This is a genomic window from Pectobacterium artocarpous, assembly GCF_046159765.1.
Classification (GTDB): Bacteria; Pseudomonadota; Gammaproteobacteria; order Enterobacterales; family Enterobacteriaceae; genus Pectobacterium.
Map to the genome: position 1 here is coordinate 161,015 of NZ_JBJXVK010000002.1, position 22,352 is coordinate 183,366.

The window sequence follows — 22,352 nt, forward strand, 5'->3', positions numbered from 1 at the left end:
CAAAGAGATCACTTGGCACAGTTTTATGATCTCGCAGTTACAGGCACAAACGGAGAGAAATTATGTTTGAACCAATGGAATTAACCAACGACGCGGTGATTAAAGTCATCGGCGTCGGCGGCGGCGGCGGTAACGCCGTTGAACACATGGTGCGCGAGCGCATCGAAGGCGTCGAATTCTTCGCGGTTAACACGGATGCACAGGCATTACGTAAAACGGCGGTTGGCCAGACGATTCAGATCGGTAGTGGCATCACAAAAGGTTTGGGCGCAGGCGCTAACCCGGAAGTCGGCCGTAACTCGGCTGAAGAAGATCGTGAAGCGTTGCGTTCAGCACTGGAAGGTGCAGACATGGTGTTTATCGCCGCAGGTATGGGCGGTGGTACCGGGACAGGTGCTGCGCCGGTTGTGGCCGAAGTCGCAAAAGATCTGGGTATTCTGACCGTCGCTGTGGTGACGAAGCCTTTCAACTTTGAAGGCAAAAAGCGTATGGCGTTTGCGGAGCAGGGTATCGCTGAGCTGTCTAAGCACGTCGACTCGCTGATTACCATTCCAAACGACAAACTGCTGAAAGTGCTCGGGCGCGGTATCTCCCTGCTGGACGCCTTTGGCGCGGCAAACGATGTGCTGAAAGGCGCGGTGCAAGGTATTGCCGAGCTGATCACACGTCCGGGTCTGATGAACGTCGACTTTGCTGACGTGCGTACCGTGATGTCCGAAATGGGCTATGCCATGATGGGCTCTGGTGTTGCGCGCGGAGAAGACCGTGCAGAAGAAGCCGCTGAAATGGCGATCTCCAGCCCACTGCTGGAAGATATCGATCTGTCCGGCGCGCGCGGCGTGTTGGTCAACATCACGGCGGGCTTTGACCTGCGTCTGGATGAGTTCGAAACGGTGGGTAACACTATCCGTGCATTCGCATCCGACAATGCGACAGTGGTAATCGGTACGTCTCTTGATCCGGAAATGAATGATGAACTGCGTGTAACGGTCGTTGCAACGGGTATCGGCATGGACAAACGTCCTGAGATTACGCTGGTGACGAACAAACAGGCCAGCCAGCCTGTGATGGATCATCGCTATCAGCAACACGGTATGACGCCGCTGGCGCAAGAAAAACCGGCTGCTAAAGTGGTTAACGACCAGAATCCGCAGACAAATAAAGAGCCAGATTATTTGGATATCCCGGCGTTTCTGCGTAAGCAGGCAGACTAATTTGCTGCTGATAGCGTTGGAATCTCCGCTCTTTGTGCTAAACTGTGCCGCCGAGCTTGGTGTATACTAGGTCGGTAGGTTCAGTAACATGCGAGATAAAATGATGATCAAACAACGTACATTAAAACGTATTGTTCAGGCGACTGGTGTCGGGTTACATACCGGCAAGAAGGTCACGTTGACCATGCGTCCTGCACCGGCAAATACCGGGGTCATCTATCGCCGCACAGACTTGAATCCCCCGGTTGATTTTCCGGCTGATGCAAAATCCGTGCGTGATACCATGCTCTGTACTTGCCTGGTTAATGAGCATGACGTCCGTATTTCTACGGTGGAGCATCTTAACGCTGCGCTTGCAGGGTTGGGCATTGACAATATTGTCATTGATGTTGACGCGCCAGAAATTCCCATTATGGATGGCAGCGCCAGCCCGTTCGTTTACCTGCTGTTAGATGCGGGAATCGAAGAGCTGAATTGTGCCAAGAAATTCGTACGTATCAAACAGTCCGTTCGCGTTGAAGATGGCGATAAGTGGGCCGAAATGAAACCGTTTAACGGCTTCAGCCTGGATTTCACTATCGACTTCAACCACCCGGCGATTGATGCGGGCAACCAGCGCTATCGTTTGGATTTCTCTGCTGATGCGTTTGTTCGCCAGATCAGCCGTGCACGTACATTTGGCTTCATGCGCGATATCGAATACTTGCAGTCTCGTGGGTTGTGCCTGGGCGGCAGTATGGATTGTGCCATCGTCGTTGACGATTACCGCGTACTGAACGAAGACGGTTTGCGTTTTGAAGATGAGTTTGTCCGCCATAAAATGCTGGATGCCATCGGTGACCTGTTTATGTGTGGTCACAATATCATCGGGGCGTTTTCTGCGTTTAAATCCGGGCATGCTCTGAACAACAAACTGTTGCAGGCTGTGTTGGCAACTCAGGAAGCGTGGGAATACGTGACCTTTGAAGACGAAGCTGAAATGCCGCTGGCGTTTAAAGCACCGTCTATCGTGCTGGCGTAACGCTTAAAGCCGTTACTTCTTATTACGACTGGTTTTACTGGTACTCTCTCCGGCCAGTGAGGCCAGTCGTTCTAATATTTTTCTAAGTTTTTCTGGGCTATTGCCTGCTAACGTCCTCAATGTCTCCGCGCTTTGCTTACTCAACTGACGTAATGGTTTCTCGTCGATATTTTCCATCGCTGAAATGTCACTATTTTTCACGATTTCATGCCTTTTTGCGGCAAGCGTTGGATTAATCCTGATGTCGATTGAAGCCAATGATGGTAGTATTTGTGCGCGTAATGCAGAGAGCAGCGCAGGTTGTTCGTAACGTAACCGCATCAGCCAACTGGCGTTGGCGGTTTCCAGTATCAGTAAACCTTGCCGGTAATTAGCGACGCGGCACCAGGGGTGCAACGGTGCAGGAAGTAATCCGCGTACGGCACGGTTGAGTTTTATTAAGGCGATAGCGCGCTGTTGAACATCGTGTAACGGGCCTTTACCCGACAGGGATGCGTTATCAAACAGAAATTCCAGTGATTGTGGGCGGCTATCACGCATAGACCTGGCTCCGGTGGATGTTAACTTGTGATTGGTATTCTAAATCGTTGGCGACAATTTGGCAGACGTTATTTCTGGCCGCATCTCTTATTAGGGATGGTCGCGGCGAGTCTTGGTCTGCCAACTAGCCTGAATGAATCACAGGATATCGCCTCAGTACCTAACTCGACGTCCAGTGTTAGCCGTCAAAATAGCGTATCACTAAACCTGACTGATTTGGTGGCGCTGAAGGAAGCGCATCGACGTTCGTCTTACAGCGTTGATTACTGGCATCAACATGCGATTCGTACGGTCATTCGTCACCTCTCTTTTGCGCTGACAACGCCACAGACGGTCAATGCCCAGCAGGTCGATGAGCTACAACCCCATTCTCTGGTTTTGTTGGATACGCTCAATGCGTTGTTGACGCAGGATTCCCAGTATCCCTTTGTGATTTCCCCACATGCCGATCGCGTCACTTTTTACCCTCTGGCATATCATCAAATCGGCATCTGGCTTGCCCAAATTCGTGGCATTCGTGCTGGACCTTCTCTCCTCAGTTGAACGTGTAATGATAATTAGCTGAAGAGATCTCTCCCGTTTTCGCCGAGTTTCTCCGTTTTTTGATGTTGTGTTGCCACTGGATACGTGGCACTTGTGAGATTAAAACTATTATGGTCATGAATATCCTAACCAAAATTTTTGGTAGTCGTAACGATCGTACGCTGCGTCGTATGCGTAAAAATGTTGATGTTATCGGTCGTTTAGAACCAGAAATGGAAAAACTTTCAGATGCAGAACTGCAAGCGAAAACGCAGGAATTCCGTGCTCGTCTGGAAAAAGGTGCAACTCTGGAGAGTCTGTTGCCGGAAGCCTTCGCGGTGGTGCGTGAATCCAGTAAGCGTGTATTTGGTATGCGCCACTTCGACGTTCAACTTATCGGTGGTATGGTCCTGAACGAGCGTTGCATCGCTGAAATGCGTACCGGTGAAGGTAAAACGCTGACGGCAACGCTGCCCGCATATTTGAATGCGCTGACGGGGCGCGGTGTACACGTGGTTACCGTGAACGATTATCTGGCACAGCGTGATGCTGAGAACAACCGTCCGCTGTTTGAATTCCTTGGCCTGAGTGTTGGTATCAACCTGCCTAGTATGCCTGCTCCAGCGAAACGTGAAGCCTATGCAGCAGACATTACCTACGGCACCAATAACGAATACGGCTTCGACTACCTGCGTGACAACATGGCGTTCAGCCCTGAAGAGCGAGTACAGCGTAAATTGTACTATGCGCTGGTGGATGAGGTTGACTCCATCCTGATCGATGAAGCCCGTACGCCGCTGATTATTTCCGGTCCGGCAGAAGATAGCTCCGAGCTTTATATCAGTGTCAATAAAATCATTCCTCATCTGATTCGTCAGGAAAAAGAAGATTCAGATACTTTCCACGGCGAAGGGCATTTCTCTGTTGATGAGAAGGCGCGTCAGGTTAACCTCACCGAGCGCGGTTTGGTTCTGGTAGAAGAACTGTTGGTAAAAGAAGGCATTATGGAAGAGGGGGAGTCCCTGTACTCTCCGACGAACATTATGCTGATGCACCATGTGACCGCCGCGCTGCGCGCACACGTGCTGTTTACCCGCGATGTCGATTACATTGTGAAAGACGGTGAAGTGATCATCGTTGATGAACACACGGGCCGTACCATGCAGGGGCGTCGTTGGTCAGATGGTCTGCATCAGGCGGTGGAAGCGAAAGAGAAGGTAACGATTCAGAATGAAAACCAGACGCTGGCTTCCATTACCTTCCAGAACTACTTCCGCCTGTATGAAAAATTGGCGGGGATGACCGGTACGGCAGATACCGAAGCGTTCGAATTCAGCTCTATTTACAAGCTGGATACGATCGTCGTGCCGACCAACCGTCCGATGATTCGTAAAGATTTGCCTGATCTGGTCTATATGACCGAGCAGGAAAAAATTGATGCCATCATTGACGATATCAAAGAGCGCTCAGCAAAAGGTCAGCCGATTTTGGTCGGTACGATCTCCATCGAGAAATCGGAAGTGGTTTCTCATGCGCTGGAAAAAGCGGGCATCAAACATAATGTGTTGAACGCGAAATTCCATGCCATGGAAGCCGATATTGTGGCTCAGGCGGGTCAGGCTGGGGCTGTCACCATTGCGACCAACATGGCCGGCCGTGGTACGGATATCGTGTTGGGCGGCAGTTGGCAGTCGGAAGTGGCGCTTTTGGAAAGCCCAGATGACACGCAAATTGCAGAAATCAAAGCGGCCTGGAAAGTGCGTCACGACGCTGTGTTGGCCGCAGGTGGTTTGCACATTATCGGTACGGAGCGCCATGAGTCTCGTCGTATCGATAACCAGTTGCGTGGCCGTTCCGGTCGTCAGGGAGATGCGGGGTCATCACGTTTCTATCTGTCGATGGAAGATGCGCTGATGCGTATTTTTGCCTCCGATCGCGTTTCTAACATGATGCGTAAACTGGGTATGAAGCCAGGTGAAGCCATTGAGCACCCGTGGGTCACGAAGGCGATTGCTAACGCCCAGCGTAAAGTAGAAAGCCGTAACTTTGATATTCGTAAGCAATTGCTGGAATATGATGATGTGGCGAACGACCAGCGTCGTGCGATTTATACGCAGCGTAACGAGCTGTTGGACGTGTCTGATATCAGCGAAACCATCACCAGCATTCGTGAGGATGTGTTTAAAGCGACGATCGACAGCTACATTCCACCGCAGTCTCTGGAGGAAATGTGGGATGTAGAAGGCCTGGAACAGCGTCTGAAGAACGATTTCGATCTGGATATGCCAGTCAAAGCGTGGTTGGATAAAGAACCAGAGCTGCATGAAGAAACGCTGCGTGAGCGTATTTTCCAGCAAGCGATTGACGTTTATCAGCGCAAAGAAGACGTGGTCGGCAGCGAAGTCATGCGCAACTTTGAAAAAGGTGTGATGTTGCAGACGCTGGATTCGCTGTGGAAAGAGCACCTTGCAGCAATGGATTACCTGCGTCAGGGCATCCATTTGCGTGGCTATGCACAGAAAGATCCGAAGCAAGAATATAAGCGTGAGTCGTTCTCTATGTTTGCCGCGATGTTGGAATCACTGAAATATGAAGTGATCAGCACGCTGAGCAAAGTTCAGGTGAGAATGCCGGAAGAGATCGAAGCGCTGGAGCAGCAGCGCCGTGAAGAAGCCGAACGTTTGGCACGGCAGCAGCAACTGAGCCACCGGGAAGAAGATAGCCTGAACACCAGCTCACCGGCGCAGGCAGATCGTAAAATTGGACGTAATGATCCTTGCCCATGTGGTTCTGGCAAGAAATATAAGCAGTGCCACGGCCGCTTACAGAAATAACTGACCGCTGAAATCAGCGAATAAGATGTGATAAGTGCAAAGGAAAGGCGGTCATTGACCGCCTTTTACTTGATAAGAACCTGATAGGAAGTGTTATGACGCAAAAACAGTTATCCGTCGCGGTAGGCATCATCCGCAATACGGAACAGCAATACTTCATTGCTCGGCGCCCTGATGGCGTTCATATGGCAGGGATGTGGGAATTTCCCGGTGGTAAAGTTGAAGAGGGTGAAACGCCCGCACAGGCGCTGATTCGTGAACTGCGTGAAGAAACGGGCATTGAAGCTAGCGCCCCACAGCCATTAAACAGCAAAACGTTTTCTACGCCGGAGAGAATCATCACGCTGCATTTCTTCCTGGTTGAAACATGGCAGGGGGAACCCTATGGTCGGGAGGGGCAGGAATCTCGCTGGGTGAGCGTAGAAGAATTACGTGAGGAAGCATTTCCGCCAGCGAATGCGGAGATGATCCGCTGGCTGAAATCGCTTTAAGCTGCCTTACTTTTGTCTGTCTGAAAATCTCTGCCTGAAAACTATGGTGGCGAAACGTGGCCGTTATCGCGTTTCGCTCCAGTCTTCACTATCAGAAACGATGTCATCACTGGGTATGCGCTTTTCTTCATCAGCCCACTCACCTAAATCGATGAGCTGACAGCGTTTGCTACAAAATGGGCGATAGATACTGGTTTCATCCCAGATGACCGCCTGCTTGCAGGTTGGGCACTTTACCGTCGTAATCTCTGTTGTCATAAGGTTCTTTTCACTCTATTTGATACTTAATCCATACCTGATGTTTAATACATTTTTCTGTCAGCGACGCTAGGGCTAACAGCAAGCCAGCTCAAATGTTAAACGGGGAGGAATGTGGCCGTTTTCGCTATCTAATGGCAGAAAACGGATGGCATAGCGTGTTTTATGGCCAGATATCTGCGGGTAGAGCTGGTGTGCCAGTTCAAGACGCAAGCGCAGCAGATCGGCATCGGAAGCATTGTCCTGAAAGAAACCGTTCAGGCTGGTCTGCGTGCGGAACGTACCGGAGTGGCGGATCAGTTCCAGGATCATATCCAGCGCGTGTTTTAATGGAGACAGAGAGCCAAGCCAACCAGAAACGAGCTTCTCACGGAGTTCCTGAGGCTGATGTAGCCAGCTATGTAGCGTTGGTAAGTCAAAACTGCAACACCCGCCAGGAATACCGAGCCGCTGGCGTACCATGCCAACCAGGCGATCTTCCCGTAAAAACTGCCCCATCCGCGGTGCCGCCATTAATGTGCTGGCCAGATCTTTCAACTGACGTCTCAGCGAGTGGATACGTTCCATGTCAACGCCCGGTACATCACTCCATTGCAGCAGTTTTTGCTGTTGCCGTTCCAGCTCTTTCAGTAGCTCTGTACGTACATCTCCGCGTTCTAACACATCTAGCAGTTCGGCAACGGCGCGGAAAAATGTCAGGGCGCTTCCCATGTCGGTGAGGGAGTGATTCTGGTGCAACTGCTGCACTAGTGATTCGATACGCAACCAGGTACGTGTTTTTTCGTTCAGCGGGTATTCGAATAAAATGGTTGAGGAGGCGTCACTCATTCTTAGTCATCCTGTCGGCTGCGGAGGCGGCTAACGCAAGGTAATGGCGGTGTAATTCCGCAACCTGTGGCGCCAGCTCGCGTGGGCATCGACTGTTATCAATAATATCATCGGCATAAGACAGGCGCTGTTCTCGGGTAGCCTGTGCTGCCAGTATGTTTTCTGCTTGCTGCCGACTGATGCCATCACGGGCCAGCGTGCGTTCAAGCTGTGTGTCTCTGTCTACATCAACGACCAGAATACGCTGTGCTCGCTGTTGTAAACCGTTCTCCACCAGTAGAGGGACGACCCATAGAATGTACGGGGAGGATGCAACCTGAAACTGGGTCTGTGTTTCCTGATGGATCAACGGATGGAGTAAACTATTCAGCCACTGTTTCTCCTCTGACGAGGAAAAAATCCGTTGGCGTAGTGCGGTGCGGTTCAATGAACCATCGGTATTGAGTATAGCGTCGCCAAACCGGACCCTGATGGAATCCAGCGCGGGTTTCCCGGGTTCGACTACCTGACGTGCGATGATATCTGCGTCAACGATAGTGGCCCCTAATTTGGCAAATTCATCGGCTACAGTACTTTTGCCGCTGCCGATACCCCCCGTTAAGGCTACGATGTATGTCATTGCACCCATGTTGAAAAGTTAACATTGCTACTATTTTCAGGGGGAGAGGAATACCTTCTCGTCCCCCCTGAAGTCAATCAGGCATAAACCGCAGTTTGCTTCACGCTATCACGTTGCTCGGTGATAGGTAAATTTCTCTGATTTTATCCCAAATAAAGTGAAAATCGCAGTCTTGCCGCAGGATTATTCCTGCGTATGATAACGTCACTGGTAAAGGGCATTATTTTTCAGAAATGATTATGCTTAGTAACAATACTGAGCATTCCGCCGTCACTCACCAGGAACTCGAACCTCATGCGTATTGAAGAAGATTTAAAGTTAGGCTTTAAAGACGTTCTCATCCGGCCAAAGCGTTCGACGCTGAAAAGCCGCTCCGACGTTGAACTGGAACGTCAATTCACCTTCCTCCATGCCGGAGGCAACTGGTCCGGTGTACCCATTATCGCAGCCAATATGGATACCGTGGGTACGTTTAGTATGGCGGAAGCCCTGGCCTCTTTTGATGTTCTGACCGCCGTCCATAAACACTATTCTGTCGAGCAATGGTCCCAGTTCGTGCAACGTGTGCCGGCATCGGTACTGCGCCATGTGATGGTCTCGACCGGAACGTCTGACGCCGATTTCATCAAGTTAAAGGAGATTCTGGCGCTGTCATCTGAGCTGAAATTTATCTGTATTGATGTGGCAAATGGCTACTCTGAACACTTTGTGACCTTCTTGCAAAGAGCGCGTGAGGCTTGCCCGGACAAGGTTATCTGTGCGGGAAACGTCGTGACTGGCGAAATGGTTGAAGAACTGATTCTCTCCGGTGCAGATATTGTGAAAGTCGGTATTGGCCCCGGTTCTGTCTGCACGACGCGCGTTAAAACGGGAGTTGGTTACCCTCAGCTTTCTGCGGTGATTGAATGCGCTGATGCGGCACATGGTCTCGGTGGACAAATCGTGAGCGACGGTGGTTGTGCCATGCCGGGCGATGTAGCGAAAGCCTTTGGTGGCGGAGCCGATTTTGTCATGTTGGGCGGTATGCTGGCAGGGCATGATGAGTGTGAAGGAACCATCGTCGAAGAAAACGGCGAGAAAATGATGCTGTTCTACGGCATGAGTTCTGCATCCGCGATGGAGCGTCATGTCGGCGGCGTGGCGGAGTACCGGGCTGCGGAAGGAAAAACCGTGAAATTGCCTCTACGCGGTCCGGTAGACAATACCGTGCGCGATATTCTTGGCGGCCTGCGTTCGGCCTGTACCTATGTCGGTGCATCCCGTTTGAAGGAACTGACGAAGCGTACAACGTTTATCCGCGTTGCCGAGCAGGAAAACCGTATTTTCAACGGGTAGCTGCTGCTGTTTCGCGCCCTCTTTCTGTCGCTAACGGTGGTGGGGCGGTATAACTTGTCGTTTTTTGGTGCTGTATTGGTCGGTTCAGGCCCCGGCCAATACATTTCCCAGTTGGAAGATAGGCAAATACATGCCAACCACTAGCGCCCCGACCATTCCCCCTACGACCACCATCAGCAACGGTTCTAGCGTTTGGGTCAGTATGTCGGCCTGCTGTTGCACCCGTCCTTCATGCCATTCTGCCAGTTGTGTAAAGATCGTATCCAGTGCACCGGTTTCTTCCCCCACGCGAATTAACTGCGGACAAGGTGCGGGGAACAGAGAGGCGTGCTGCTGTGTGGCATGGTACAGCGACGTGCCCTGATGCAGTTGCGTTTGTATTTGTTGAATCGCGGTCTGATAAAGCGGGTGACGGATCGTCGCGGCGGCATCCAGCCCTTCTGGCAGCGTCAAACCAGCCTGCTGCGTCATGGAAAGAATATTGAAGATCTGGTTCAGAGACTTACCGCGTAGCAGACCCGATACGATGGGAAGCTTCAGCAGCCATTCTTGTTCTCTGATTTTCCATAATGGCTTTTTCTGCCTCAAGCGGACGTATCCCACTATTAGGCAACCAAGCGACAGCAATCCCATGAATCCGTAGCCCGCGATAACCTCTGCCAGATAAAGCAGTTGCAGGGTAAACCACGGTAATGGTGTATCAAATGAGGCGTAGAGCGTCGCAAATTCGGGCAGAACCAGTGTTAACATCATCACGCTGACCAGTACCGCGATTGTCAAAACAAAGCAGGGATAGCGCAGTGCCTTCACGACTTTCTGTTGCAGTCTGGATTGTTTTTCCTGCTGTTGGGCTAACTGTAGACAGCATGTGTCGAGCTTCCCGGTTAATTCGCCAACGGCAATAAGAGAACGATACAGAACGGGAAAGATATGAGGGTATTCCTGTAATGCTTCAGACAGTGCACTTCCCTGGGCAACGCGGGTACGAATATCCCGTAATACGCAGCGCCAGCCGGGGCGCTCATGCTGTTCCGCCACCAGTTTTAATGCGTCTAGCAGTGGCAATCCGGCTTGTAGCAGAGCAGCAAGCTGTTTGATTAACTCGCCTAGCTGTTCGCGCTTCCAGTAGCGGCTCGACAGATAGTGGCCTGCCTTTACGATGAGCGGCTGGTAGCCTTGGGCTATCAGGCTGGCATAGGCATGCTGGCGTTGTGTGCTAATGAGTTCGCCGTAGATAAATTCACCTTCGGACGTAATAGCCTGCCAGTGATATAAACGTGCTAGCCGCATTGCATCTCCTGACTCATGGCACGATCGTCACCTACAGCACGATAGACTTCAGCGAGTGAGGTCAAGCCGTCGTTGACTAGTTCAAGCCCTGCGGCCAGCAATGTCGGGAAACCTGAATTGCGAGCCAGTGCCGATAATTCCCCTGCGCTGGCGTTGCCTGCTAACGCTGCCTGAAAATCTGGCGTGATGGGCAGTAATTCATAGAGCGCTACTCGACCATAGTAGCCAGAGAAACAGTGGTTACAGCCGCGGGCGTGCCAATGGTGCAGTGGCCCTTGCCATAGGTCTGGCAGTGAAAGGCGTGGCTCTCCCGGCGTTTTGCAGTGCGGGCATAACCGACGTACAAGGCGTTGTGCGATGATGAGTTTTAGCGCTGCGGCTAACAGATACCCGGGGATGCCCAGATGGCTGAGGCGGGTCAGCGTTTCTACGGCAGAATTGGTATGCAATGTGGACATGACCAGATGGCCGGTTTGTGCGGCTTTTACCGCAATTTCTGCGGTTTCGGCATCGCGGATTTCGCCGATCATAATCACATCAGGATCCTGTCGCAGCAGCGCTCGTAAAATTTGGCCAAAGCCCAGTTCCGCTTTGGGGTTGATTGCCGTTTGGTTGATACCCTGCAAGGGAATTTCGATGGGATCTTCTACGCTACAGATATTGCGGCTGCACTCGTTCAGCCAGCGTATCGCGCTGTAAAGCGTGACGGTTTTTCCACTGCCTGTCGGACCTGTGACTAACAGCATCCCCTGCGAGGCACTCAGCACGTTAATCACCTGCTGTAATGCTTTGGCGGTAAGCCCAAGTTTATCTAGTACCAACTCCTGCTGATGCGTTTGCAAAATACGCAATACGACTTTTTCTCCCTGTTGCATGGGGAGCGTAGCGATGCGCAACGAGTAAGCTTGTTGATCCAGTATCAGGCTGAATTGCCCGTCTTGCGGCAACCGCCGTTCGGCAATGTTTAACTTGCCCATGATTTTCAGCCGCGCGGTAATACGGTTTGTGAGTTCTGGGGGCGGTGCGGAGATTGCCTGTAGTACGCCATCGATACGTAGCCGCACGCGATAGCTGTCCAGTAACGGTTCAAAGTGAATATCAGAGGCGCGTCGCTGAACGGCGAGACGCAGTGTTTGATGGATAAATTGTGCAACGGGAGAGCCGTCGCCATGATCCTGTTGCCCGCTGCTGTTGTGATAAGTGCTGGCATGGTAGGTTTCTGCAGGCTCGGCAACGGCGTTCACGGGGTTAAGCTGCTGTTCCATTCTGGCCTGTGGCCATTGCTCCACCATGATTCGGCGATTACTGGCGAAACGTAGTGCGGCAATCATCTCTGCAGAAGGAGACGTTGTGACGGCGACTGACAGCGTTTGTTCATCGAGGCTCAGTAGTAATGCCTGATAACGTTGACATAGTGTCTGTAGTTCGCTGAGCGTATGCTCAGAGGAAAAGGCTGAATCAGTCATGATTAACCTGCCGTGTTATCGAAACGGAAAACATCCTGACAGGCGGCTTTCAGGCTCTCTGTGCCGTCTTCCGTGGCGCAGTTTTTCGTCCAGCGTGAAGCACCAGTTTCGGTATCCCACGTTGGCGTCAGAATAACGCGCAGCCCTTGCAGAGTGGATTGTCCGGTGAGCGTAATCACCCCTTGGGCAACGCTAACGGCGCTGACATAGCGTGAGGATTTGCTCCCTGGAATGCCCTGATTGCCTGCGTTGCAGGCCGTAAAGCCGGCATTTTCCAGACCGCAGAGATCGACCGGTGTTTTGTAAGACACCATGGTTTGCAGCATGTCCGTCAGCGCCGCTTTTTGCAGATAACCTTGATAGGCGGGGACGCCAATGGCGCTGAGGATGGCGACGATCGCAATGACGATCATCAGCTCAATCAGTGTGAATCCTTGTTGTGTTGTCATGTTGATTTCCCTGTTGTTGCATATAAATTTTGTGGCAAATAAATCCATACGAATGGCTGGCAGCATAGAAAAAGGAATGAAGGCTGACGAGCAGGGAAAATCAAAATAGGAAAGCGCTCCGACGTGTTTTTAGCGATTTGCAGAACATTGAAAAATTTTTGCGGGCAGGTACGCAATTTTCGTTGCTATCAGCAAAGAAGGTTTGCGCAGCGCAGGACGCTTTCATTATTACGATGGTGGGAAGAATGGGACATTAAGTCGCGAGAACGAGGTGCGAGAGGGCACCTCGTTGGCAAAAAAGAAGAACGATTAAATAAAGCGCATGGATAAATCGAGTGCCTGCACGTGCTTGGTCAATGCTCCCACCGAGATATAGTCCACGCCGGTTTCTGCATAGCCACGCAGCGTGTCGAGGGTGACATTACCGGATATCTCCAGCAGTGCACGGCCTTGTGTGATGTTAACGGCTTCCCGGATGTTATCCAGACTGAAATTATCCAGCATGATGATATCAGCACCCGCTTCCAGCGCCTGCTGTAACTCATTCAGCGATTCGACCTCAACCTCTACCGGAACATCGCTGCGCAGAGATTGTGCTTTTTCTACTGCATTTTTGATGGAGCCAGCGGCGATGATGTGGTTTTCCTTGATCAGGAACGCATCGGATAGGCCGAGCCGATGGTTGTCGCCGCCGCCGCATGATACGGCGTATTTCAGCGCGGTGCGCAGCCCCGGCAGCGTCTTACGTGTATCCAGCAGCCGGGTGCGTGTTCCCTGCAATACGGCAGTATAGCGGTTGACTTCCGTTGCGACGCCAGACAGCGTTTGCAGGAAATTCAGCGCCGTGCGTTCTCCCGTCAGAAGCTGCTTGGCTGGCCCCGTGATGTCACATAGCGTTTGGTTGGGGACGATGGTGTCGCCATCGGCGACGTGCCAGACAATGGTTGTCGTATCGCCCAATTGAGAAAAGACTTCCTCAAGCCAGCGTGCACCGCAGAAGATACCCGCTTCACGCGTGATAATGCGTGCGCTGACGGTCTCGTTGTCGGGTAACAGAAGGGCGGTAATGTCTTGATTAGCATCGACGATGCCACCTAAATCTTCACGCAATGCCAGCTGCACGCTGGCGGGGATATCTTGTGCAATACGAGCGAGCAAGGCTTTTTGGCGTTGTTCCTGACTGTAGCGACGCGTTGACATGACAAAACTCCGAAGGGGGGATTCGGAGGTCTATGCTACCTTGTTTATATCAGGACATCCAGAATGAATAATTTTTAATATTCAATGTATTAATGTTATTTATCTTCCGGCGAACATCGCTGGTCGCCGGAAAGGGGCATGCGGTTTTAGAAGTTGTAACCGACGACCAGATAGTAACCCCAGCCGGTAGATTTCACTTCAAACGGACCTTTGCCGAAATTGAGTTCTGCGCCATCAGCCCATTGACCGCCGTTGTGGAAATAACGTGCGACGAAAGAGTAGTGCCAGTGGTCGTAGCCTAACGCCAGAATATGGCTGGAGGCGATGGAGTTGTTGGTACGGCTGGCATTCGATTTATCACGCAGCTCTGAACCAAAATCGAAATTGGTGAAGCTGATATATGAGACGTTGCCGCCCAGCAGAGAACCTAGTGGGTAAGAGTATTTCACTTTTACACGGTAGCCGTCCCACTCGTTTTCGTTAGCTGCACCATAGTTTTGCCATTGGTATTTGGCATAGCCGTTTAATGACAGAGACAGGTCGGTACCGGTATCAATATCGGTACCTAAGCCCATGTACCAGGTGCTCTGGCGCGAACCGCTGTTGCGACCCATATCGTAAATCACGTTATTGGCGAGATACCACTCTTTAAACGGACCAAAGCTCAGGTCAGCTCCCGTCAGTTTATCAATGGAGAAACGTGGTTCGATCTCGACAAACAGAGGTGAGCCTTTGTCCCAAATGCCACGGCTGTCGGGATCGCCACCAAAAAACTTAGGCGCATCGGCGTAGCCGTAGAAATCGAACCAGTCTTTACGCGCAAACGCTTCGTATTCCAGATAGGTCGTGCTGTTCAGTTGCGGTCCAAAACGTGTGTGGGCGCTGCCGACGACGTTAATGCTTTGGTGCCACCAGTCGGAGAGGTATTCGGCTTTATTGCTGTCGGCAAGGGCAGGCATTGAGCATGACAGTGCGAACAAGGCGCCTGCGGCGAAAGTTTTTTTCATCTTAAGTACCATAGTGTTAGACGTCATTTACGCCATGCGTAAAATCGTGGAATAAGTTTTGGCAATATCTAAAAAAATCAGAAGATAATTTTGTCATGCATTTTAAGTAAAAATAGATGCAATGCACGAAAACGATTGCCTTTTATTGTGTTATTACATTTTTAATGTGATTTTAATCACATTTTAGTATTGGGGATTTCATCTGGCTGAAAAGGGGATTAAGAGCAAGAGTGAACAGGAAAGCGGCGAGAACATCACAAAACAAACGGTAAAACCTATTGATACCCAGTTGAATAGATAGCATGACGTGAAACATGGTATCTTGGATACAAGGATTTTTGGCTACATGGTTTTTACGCCTTTTACTCCTGAAATTGATTTTTCGCCTGATTCAGCCGGCAAACGATACGATGCGAGGTTATCGCTGATGCTTTTGGAAAATGGCTGGTTATCCGACATTACACACACGCCTTCACCGCATTATGATGGCCGCCCGAATAATGAGGTGCCTTCCCTACTGGTGATCCACAATATTAGTCTGCCGCCCGGTGAGTTTGGCGGTCCCTATATTGACCAACTGTTTACGGCTACTTTGGATCCCTCGGTGCATCCCTATTTCGCCGATATTTCTCATTTACGCGTCGCGGCACACTGCCTGATTCGCCGTGACGGACAGATCACACAGTATGTGTCGTTCGATCAGCGCGCCTGGCATGCTGGTGTTTCGGCGTTTGAAGGTCGCGAACGCTGTAACGATTTCTCTATTGGCATTGAGTTGGAAGGGACGGATACGCTGCCTTTTACCATGGAGCAATATCACTCTCTGGTGGCGATTACACGTCTATTAATGCGGACTTATCCCATCACGTTATCGCGAATTACCGGACACAGCGACATTGCTCCGGGCCGTAAAACCGATCCCGGCCCGGCATTTGACTGGGACGGCTATCATCGTCAGCTACAAGAAAACTGGACAGAGAACAAAGGGAGCCTAGATTAATGACGCTGTTTACACTGTTGCTTACGCTGGCCTGGGAGCGCTTGTTCAAACAGGGGGAGCACTGGCAGATCGATCATCGGCTTGAGGTCGTATTCCGGCACGTTCCATCCCCGTCTTTATTTCAAACGCTGTTTCTGATGTTGTGCAGCATGGGCATCGTGGCTGGCCTGCTGTGGCTCACCAGCGGTATTCTGTTCGGCTTGATTTCTTTTCTGATGTGGATTGTTATCAGCCTGATGTGTGTTGGCGCGGGTGAAATTCGTCAGCACTATCGGCGCTATTTGCAGGCGGCGCAGCGCGGCGAGGCGGATGCCAGCCGGGAAATGGCGGCGGAACTGGCGTTGATTCACGGTCTGCCCGTTGGTACGGGGGAAAGCGAGCAGTTGAAAGAACTGCAAAATGCGCTGCTGTGGATAAATTTCCGCTTTTATTTGGCCCCGCTGTTCTGGTTCATCGCGGCTGGATCATTCGGGCCTATTGCGCTGATGGGGTATGCGTATTTACGCGCCAGACAGACCTGGCTTGCTCGCCATCACACCCCGTTGGAACGCGCGCAGTCTGGTGTGGATAGCTTGCTGCATTGGCTTGACTGGATTCCTGCACGTTTGGCAGGTGCCGCTTACGCTTTGCTGGGGCACGGCGAAAAAGCGCTTCCGGCCTGGTTCGCCTCGCTGGGGGATTTTCGCAGTTCGCAATATTGGGTACTCACTCAACTGGCGCAATTTTCTCTGGCGCGTGAACCCCATATTGACCCTGTCGAAACGCCGAAAGCTGCTGTGACGCTGGCTAAAAAGGTGACGTTGGTGCTGGTGGTGGTTGTCGCGCTTCTGACGATATATGGTGCGCTGGTATAGTTTCCCAGGGTTCTTTCCAACGCAACCGTTTCTCGCTTATTGGCTGTCTGCGGGCGGTTCACCGAACTCGGGCATGCCGTCACGATTCCAACTGAACGTTTTAATTCGCGTATGGCGGTTTGGATCATACAGCGGATCGCCTTCGATTTCCGTGTAATTGCGGGCATGGTAAACCAATACGTCCTCGCCCGTTTCTGTTTGAGTAAAGCTATTATGCCCAGGCCCAAATTGTCGGTTTTCCCAGTTGGTGGTAAAGACGGGCTGTTGTGATTTATGCCAGCTTGTCGGGTTCAACAGATCGCTGTCTGCATTCGCCCACAGTAAGCCGATACAGTAATTTTCATCGGTGGCGCTGGCGGAGTAAGTGATAAAAAGGCGTTCGCCATGTGTGATGACGGCGGGGCCTTCGTTGACCTTAAAACCTCTCACTTCCCACGGAAGTTCCGGTTTACTCAACATGACGGGCGTGCCTTTCAGCGTCCACGGGTTTTCCATTTCCGCCAGATACAGGTTCGAGTTGCCCACAATGGCGGGATCCTTTTGCGCCCACAGATAGTAATGTTTTTCTCTGTGTTCAAAGTGGGTGGCATCCAGTGAGAAAGTATCGAACTGTGTGTAAATCCGGCCTCTTTCAACCCAGTTGCCTTTTAGCGGATCGCTGTCTGCGCATTCCAAGGCAAACATGCGGTGCTGGAATAAACCATCCTTGATTTCCTCTGTCGGTGCTGCGGCGAAATAGACATACCATTTGCCATTAATGACGTGCAGTTCCGGTGCCCAAATCAGCGAACTTAACGGGCCGCATTCATGCTTGCGCCAGATCGTCACTGGGGTGGCGTGGGGAAGCGCCTCCAGCGAGCTGGCCCGACGAATTTCGAGCCGATTGTATTCAGGAACTGAGGCAATAAAATAGTATTGGCCATCCGTATGGCGAAGAATGAAAGGGTCTGCCCGTTGTTCAATGAGTGGGTTAGGCCATTGATGTGGGGTCATCATTCTTTCCTCCTGTTTTTACGCTGAGTGGCTGACGGCTGTAGCTATCGCTCAGCTCTCGATAGTTATTACGCCGTTTTTCCAAATCAATTTGTATTTGCTTCATGAGTTGGCGATCGACTTTCAGTAAACGTACAACGCCAGCGGTGATCAAGTAACCTACGCCGGGAATAATGGTGAACAACATCACGATGCCATTCATGGCTTCTGCATTTTGCTGTGTGGCACTGGCATCATAACCATAGTAGGACAACAGGAAGCCGACCATTGCACCGGCAATTGCCAACCCGACTTTCAGGAAGAACAGATTGCCTGAGAAGCTGATTCCTGTGATTCGCTTGCCAGTTTTCCACTCGCCGTAATCATCTACGTCGGCCATCAGCGACCAATGAAGCGGAGAGGGGATTTGATGCAGGACATTCAGTAGGAAATACATCACCAGAATGAAGCTGGTCAGGTGAGGGTTGAAGAAGTAGAAGGTACAGGAAAAGATCGCCAGTGCGATGTTGACCCAGAAAAACACTTTCAGTTTACAGAAACGGTCGGTAAGGGGTTTTGCCAGCGCGCTGCCGAACATCATGCCTACTACGCCTAGGCTGATGAACAGGCTGGCGAATGAGGCTGACTTTTCCATCACCCAGGTAACGTAATACATCGTGGCTGCCATGCGAATGAATCCGGGGCAGACGTTGCACAGCGTTAACAACAGGATTCGTGACCATTGGTCATTTTTCCAGACATCTTTCAAGTCTGCTTTTAGTGCATCGTTAGTCGGAATGGCGGGTTTAATCCGCTCCTGAACGGTGGCAAAGCAAAAGAGAAACATGAAAAGGGCAATGATCGCCATTACGCCCATCGACATTTGGTAACCACGCGCTTTGTCTTCGCCGCCGAACCATTCGGCCATCGGCAAGAGCGTTGAGGAGAGAATGAGCGTGGCAATACCGACCATGATGAAACGGTATGACTGACAGGAAACCCGTTCATGTGGGTCCGCGGTGATCACGCCGCCAAGTGAGCAGTAGGGGATGTTGATAGCCGTGTAGGTTAACGACATAAGGAAATAGGTGATAAAGGCATAAATAACTTTGCCGTTGTAGCTCCAGTCTGGGGTGGTGAACATGAGTACGCTAAACAGAACGTAAGGTACGCAAACCCAAAGCAAATAGGGACGAAAGCGGCCCCAGCGGCTCTGCGTTCTATCGGCGATCGCGCCCATAATCGGGTCTGTGACGGCATCGATGACGCGAATAGAGAGCAGCAGCGTTCCTACCAGAGCCGGCGAAAGTCCATAGATATCCGTGTAGAAATAGCTCAGAAATAACATGATGGCACCGCCAATCATGTTGCATCCTGCGTCACCCATTCCGTAGCCGATCTTTTCTTTAACAGACAGTGCGTTGTTCTTCATGAATACGACTCCTGTACTTAACATGTAAGCACGATTATTCCTCTCGATAGGGATAAAAGAGCGTATAAAATCGGTTGCAAAAATGGACAAATGAGCCGGGTGAGTAAAAGTGTGATGGAGATGGCAAATATGAAAATGGCCGACAGCGTCGGCCATAGAAAGCGAAGTGGTGAAGGCTGAATCGTGTTATTTCGCCTGATTTTTCTTTTTGATAAAGTAGCCTACGGCCAGAATAAACAGCCAGACCGGAATCAGCATGACGGAAATCTGAATGCCTGGCGTCAGGAACATGATGACCAGTATACCGGTCAGGAACAGCAGACAGAGGTAGTTACCCAGCGGATAAAGCAGTGCTTTAAACTTGGTCACCGTACCTTCTTTGTCCTTTTGCGTCCGGAACTTCAGGTGCGCGAGACTGATCATCGCCCAGTTAATCACAAGAGCGGACACAACCAGCGCCATCAGCAGCTCGAAGGCTTTACCTGGAATAAGGTAATTGATCAATACGCACAGCGCCGTGGCCAGCGCGGAGATACCGATAGCGACAACCGGCACGCCACGACGATCGACGGTTTCCAGTATTTTCGGTCCATTACCCTGTTTCGCCAGACCGAAAAGCATGCGGCTGTTGCAATAGACGCAACTGTTATAAACCGAGAGTGCTGCGGTCAGAACCACGATGTTCAGCACCGTTGCTACGACGTTGCTGTTCAGTTCATGGAAGATCATGACAAATGGGCTACCGCCTTCCACGACTTTGCCCCACGGGTAAAGTGACAACAGGATAGCGAGTGAACCGATGTAGAAAATCAGTATGCGATAGATAACCTGATTGGTGGCGCGTGGAATACTTTTCTCTGGGTCATCCGCTTCTGCTGCGGTAATCCCCACCAGTTCTAGCCCGCCAAATGAGAACATGATAACGGCCATCGCCATCACCAAACCAAGCACGCCATTCGGGAAGAACCCGCCCTGCGCCCACAGGTTGGTCACGGTGGCTTCCGGCCCGCCTGTACCACTGAGAAGCAGCCAGCCGCCAAAAACGATCATGCCAATAATCGCGGCGACTTTGATGATAGCGAACCAGAACTCCATCTCACCGTAGACTTTGACGTTCGCCAGATTGATGGCGTTAATCAGCAGGAAGAAGACGGCGGCGGATACCCAGGTCGGAATGTCTGGCCACCAGTACTGGACGTAAATCCCAACGGCGCTGAGCTCGGCCATCGCGACCAGAACATACAGTACCCAGTAGTTCCATCCCGATGCAAATCCAGCGAAATCGCCCCAGTATTTATAAGCAAAGTGGCTGAACGATCCGGCTACCGGCTCTTCAACGACCATCTCGCCCAACTGGCGCATAATGAGAAAAGCGATCAACCCGCCAATCGCATAGCCTAGCAGAACCGATGGCCCAGCCATTTTGATTGTTTGCGCAATACCAAGAAAGAGGCCAGTACCTACCGCGCCACCCAAGGCAATCAACTGAATATGACGGTTTTTCAAACCACGCTTTAGCGTGCCGTCCGCTTGTTGATTATCCATCAAATTTAACCCTCTGCCAGTGCAAGTAAAAAACACGGTGTGAACGAACACGCGTATGAGTGACTGTACGTTTGTGTAATTTTATTTTTACGGAGTGATACTTCTTAAAATAAGAAAACGACTACCGTTTGCCAGAGAATAGTGGTATGCGCACAAGATTGCACTGATTTCTTATCGTCTGATAATCAAAAACTATCGCAATATCAAAATTTTTACCTTTCCCAGATTGACTTCATAACTACGAGTAAATCGGTAGGGTATTGCGTGTTTGATACTTCTTTGGATTTACTCCTTTTTATTATCTCTTTATCCCCGCTGTAAAAATGGCGTTGACTACGCAGAGGATTGGCAGGTAATTCTCTTTTTTACAATGAATAAAAATTATTATTTTTTGAATTAAAATTCATTATTTGTGCATTTAAACGGTTCAGCAATGCCTGCTTTTCGTTTCAAAAAAGTTAAAATATAGACAGAAGGGATTAATGGTCATACCACAGGCGGGCTATCACTTTGCCGCAGGTTTCTCGTGCATTTGTTAAAATCTGGTGGGATTGGTGATTTAGCTCAAGGTCCTTATGGACAGAAGGTGAATACTTTGTTACTTTAGCGTCACGTTTTTGAAATTGGTATTACCAATTGACTCCGCGCCATTCGCAGAGAAGAATTCACTATGGCATACAGCAAGATCCGTCAGCCCAAACTGTCAGATGTGATTGAGCAGCAGTTGGAGTTTCTGATACTTGAGGGAACCTTGCGCCCCGGCGAGAAGCTCCCACCGGAGCGCGAACTGGCAAAACAGTTCGATGTTTCCCGCCCTTCTCTGAGAGAAGCCATTCAACGTCTTGAAGCCAAAGGTCTCCTTTTGCGCCGTCAGGGCGGTGGAACCTTCGTTCAAGCTAATCTATGGCAAAGCGTCAGCGATCCGCTGGCAGAATTACTGAGCACACATCCCGAATCACAGTTCGATCTTCTGGAAACGCGTCATGCGCTGGAAGGCATTGCTGCCTACTACGCTGCACTGCGTGGCACAGCGTCGGATCTGCAACGTATCCGGGATTGTCATGCCGTGATTGAGAAAGCGAGGGAAGCGGGCGATCTGAATGCCGAGTCAGAAGCCGTTATGCAGTATCAGGTTGCTGTAACAGAAGCCACGCATAATGTGGTTTTGCTGCATTTGGTGCGCTGTATGGGGCCAATGCTTGAGCAAAACGTAAGGCAGAATTTTGAGTTGCTTTATTTGAGCCGTGAAGTGTTGGCTCAGGTGAGCATTCATCGCGCCAGCATTTTTGAGGCGATTGTTGCCCGTGAGCCAGAGAAGGCGCGCGAAGCATCACACCGTCATCTGGCGTTTATTGAGGAAGTATTGCTGGATCTTAACCGGGAACATAGTCGGCGCGAGAGATCGCTGCGTCGGCTCCAGCAACGCAGGGACTGAGCACCCGTATTTTTGGTGCTCTGAATGCGGTAATCACGAC

At 50.9% G+C, this 22,352-nt stretch carries 21 protein-coding genes; 9 read left to right on the plus strand and 12 right to left on the minus strand.

Features of this window, described 5'->3' with window-relative positions; genetic code table 11:
• Positions 1–62 precede the first annotated feature (62 nt).
• Together ftsZ and lpxC are read left to right on the plus strand one after the other, a co-directional pair.
• On the plus strand, positions 63–1,214 hold the full coding sequence (ftsZ, locus tag ACKQAD_RS01775) for a cell division protein FtsZ (protein WP_005975217.1): 1,152 nt from the start codon (positions 63–65) through the stop codon (positions 1,212–1,214).
• A gap of 103 nt (positions 1,215–1,317) precedes the next feature.
• Complete coding sequence (gene lpxC / locus ACKQAD_RS01780; RefSeq protein WP_409158617.1) at positions 1,318–2,235, plus strand: UDP-3-O-acyl-N-acetylglucosamine deacetylase; 918 nt, start codon at positions 1,318–1,320, stop codon at positions 2,233–2,235.
• 12 nt (positions 2,236–2,247) lie between these two features.
• Here lpxC and ACKQAD_RS01785 read toward each other — a convergent pair whose 3' ends face one another.
• Complete coding sequence (locus ACKQAD_RS01785; protein ID WP_409158562.1) at positions 2,248–2,775, minus strand: DUF721 domain-containing protein; 528 nt, start codon at positions 2,773–2,775, stop codon at positions 2,248–2,250.
• A gap of 27 nt (positions 2,776–2,802) precedes the next feature.
• Between ACKQAD_RS01785 and secM the strand changes: the two genes are divergently transcribed.
• The 3 genes from secM to mutT all read left to right on the plus strand — a co-directional run bounded on the left by secM (position 2,803) and on the right by mutT (position 6,622).
• A complete protein-coding gene (secM, locus tag ACKQAD_RS01790) occupies positions 2,803–3,318 on the plus strand; it encodes a secA translation cis-regulator SecM (protein WP_409158563.1) in 516 nt (171 codons plus the stop codon).
• A gap of 110 nt (positions 3,319–3,428) precedes the next feature.
• On the plus strand, positions 3,429–6,131 hold the full coding sequence (secA, locus tag ACKQAD_RS01795; RefSeq protein WP_409158564.1) for a preprotein translocase subunit SecA: 2,703 nt from the start codon (positions 3,429–3,431) through the stop codon (positions 6,129–6,131).
• Positions 6,132–6,226: 95 nt separating this feature from the next.
• Entirely contained in the window at positions 6,227–6,622 is a 396-nt protein-coding gene (gene mutT / locus ACKQAD_RS01800; protein ID WP_409158565.1) for an 8-oxo-dGTP diphosphatase MutT, read from the plus strand.
• Positions 6,623–6,685: 63 nt separating this feature from the next.
• Here mutT and yacG read toward each other — a convergent pair whose 3' ends face one another.
• From yacG to coaE, 3 genes are all read right to left on the minus strand, one after another.
• Positions 6,686–6,880: a DNA gyrase inhibitor YacG gene (yacG, locus tag ACKQAD_RS01805; protein WP_406641487.1), complete on the minus strand. Its 195-nt coding sequence runs from the start codon at positions 6,878–6,880 to the stop codon at positions 6,686–6,688.
• Positions 6,881–6,955: 75 nt separating this feature from the next.
• Positions 6,956–7,708, minus strand: coding sequence for a cell division protein ZapD (gene zapD / locus ACKQAD_RS01810; protein ID WP_409158566.1), 753 nt, complete (start codon positions 7,706–7,708; stop codon positions 6,956–6,958).
• Positions 7,701–8,327 (minus strand): dephospho-CoA kinase, encoded by a 627-nt coding sequence (coaE, locus tag ACKQAD_RS01815; protein WP_409158567.1) that lies wholly within the window; start codon positions 8,325–8,327, stop codon positions 7,701–7,703. Before coaE ends, zapD begins: the two co-directional genes overlap by 8 nt.
• 294 nt (positions 8,328–8,621) lie before the next feature.
• Here coaE and ACKQAD_RS01820 point away from each other — a divergent pair, with 294 nt between their 5' ends.
• Positions 8,622–9,662, plus strand: coding sequence for a GMP reductase (locus tag ACKQAD_RS01820; RefSeq protein WP_409158568.1), 1,041 nt, complete (start codon positions 8,622–8,624; stop codon positions 9,660–9,662).
• Positions 9,663–9,746: 84 nt separating this feature from the next.
• On the opposite strand, the gene hofC is transcribed toward ACKQAD_RS01820, so the two are convergent.
• The 5 genes from hofC to ACKQAD_RS01845 form a co-directional block, all read right to left on the minus strand.
• A complete protein-coding gene (gene hofC, locus ACKQAD_RS01825) occupies positions 9,747–10,952 on the minus strand; it encodes a protein transport protein HofC (RefSeq protein WP_409158569.1) in 1,206 nt (401 codons plus the stop codon).
• The gene (gene gspE, locus ACKQAD_RS01830; protein ID WP_409158570.1) at positions 10,943–12,418 is read right to left on the minus strand and encodes a type II secretion system protein GspE; all 1,476 of its coding nucleotides are present in this window, start codon (positions 12,416–12,418) and stop codon (positions 10,943–10,945) included. The genes hofC and gspE overlap by 10 nt, the downstream gene beginning before the upstream one ends.
• Before the next feature lie 2 nt (positions 12,419–12,420).
• Entirely contained in the window at positions 12,421–12,867 is a 447-nt protein-coding gene (gene ppdD / locus ACKQAD_RS01835; protein ID WP_409158571.1) for a prepilin peptidase-dependent pilin, read from the minus strand.
• Positions 12,868–13,176: 309 nt separating this feature from the next.
• Entirely contained in the window at positions 13,177–14,067 is an 891-nt protein-coding gene (nadC, locus tag ACKQAD_RS01840) for a carboxylating nicotinate-nucleotide diphosphorylase (RefSeq protein ID WP_409158572.1), read from the minus strand.
• 146 nt (positions 14,068–14,213) lie between these two features.
• A complete protein-coding gene (locus ACKQAD_RS01845) occupies positions 14,214–15,074 on the minus strand; it encodes a nucleoside-specific channel-forming protein Tsx (RefSeq protein ID WP_409158573.1) in 861 nt (286 codons plus the stop codon).
• A 427-nt stretch (positions 15,075–15,501) separates the two neighbouring features.
• Between ACKQAD_RS01845 and ampD the strand changes: the two genes are divergently transcribed.
• Positions 15,502–16,074 carry a 1,6-anhydro-N-acetylmuramyl-L-alanine amidase AmpD gene (gene ampD / locus ACKQAD_RS01850; RefSeq protein WP_409158574.1) on the plus strand — a complete coding sequence of 191 codons (573 nt, stop codon included), beginning with the start codon at positions 15,502–15,504 and terminating at the stop codon, positions 16,072–16,074.
• On the plus strand, positions 16,074–16,928 hold the full coding sequence (ampE, locus tag ACKQAD_RS01855; RefSeq protein WP_409158575.1) for a beta-lactamase regulator AmpE: 855 nt from the start codon (positions 16,074–16,076) through the stop codon (positions 16,926–16,928). Before ampD ends, ampE begins: the two co-directional genes overlap by 1 nt.
• A 36-nt stretch (positions 16,929–16,964) precedes the next feature.
• On the opposite strand, the gene ACKQAD_RS01860 is transcribed toward ampE, so the two are convergent.
• The 3 genes from ACKQAD_RS01860 to ACKQAD_RS01870 all read right to left on the minus strand — a co-directional run bounded on the left by ACKQAD_RS01860 (position 16,965) and on the right by ACKQAD_RS01870 (position 20,877).
• Positions 16,965–17,921 carry a glycoside hydrolase family 43 protein gene (locus ACKQAD_RS01860; protein WP_409158618.1) on the minus strand — a complete coding sequence of 319 codons (957 nt, stop codon included), beginning with the start codon at positions 17,919–17,921 and terminating at the stop codon, positions 16,965–16,967.
• Positions 17,899–19,332 carry a glycoside-pentoside-hexuronide (GPH):cation symporter gene (locus ACKQAD_RS01865; RefSeq protein ID WP_409158576.1) on the minus strand — a complete coding sequence of 478 codons (1,434 nt, stop codon included), beginning with the start codon at positions 19,330–19,332 and terminating at the stop codon, positions 17,899–17,901. Before ACKQAD_RS01865 ends, ACKQAD_RS01860 begins: the two co-directional genes overlap by 23 nt.
• 186 nt (positions 19,333–19,518) lie before the next feature.
• Complete coding sequence (locus ACKQAD_RS01870) at positions 19,519–20,877, minus strand: amino acid permease (RefSeq protein WP_409158577.1); 1,359 nt, start codon at positions 20,875–20,877, stop codon at positions 19,519–19,521.
• 670 nt (positions 20,878–21,547) lie between these two features.
• Between ACKQAD_RS01870 and pdhR the strand changes: the two genes are divergently transcribed.
• Positions 21,548–22,312 carry a pyruvate dehydrogenase complex transcriptional repressor PdhR gene (gene pdhR, locus ACKQAD_RS01875; RefSeq protein ID WP_271874709.1) on the plus strand — a complete coding sequence of 255 codons (765 nt, stop codon included), beginning with the start codon at positions 21,548–21,550 and terminating at the stop codon, positions 22,310–22,312.
• Positions 22,313–22,352: the final 40 nt, after the last annotated feature.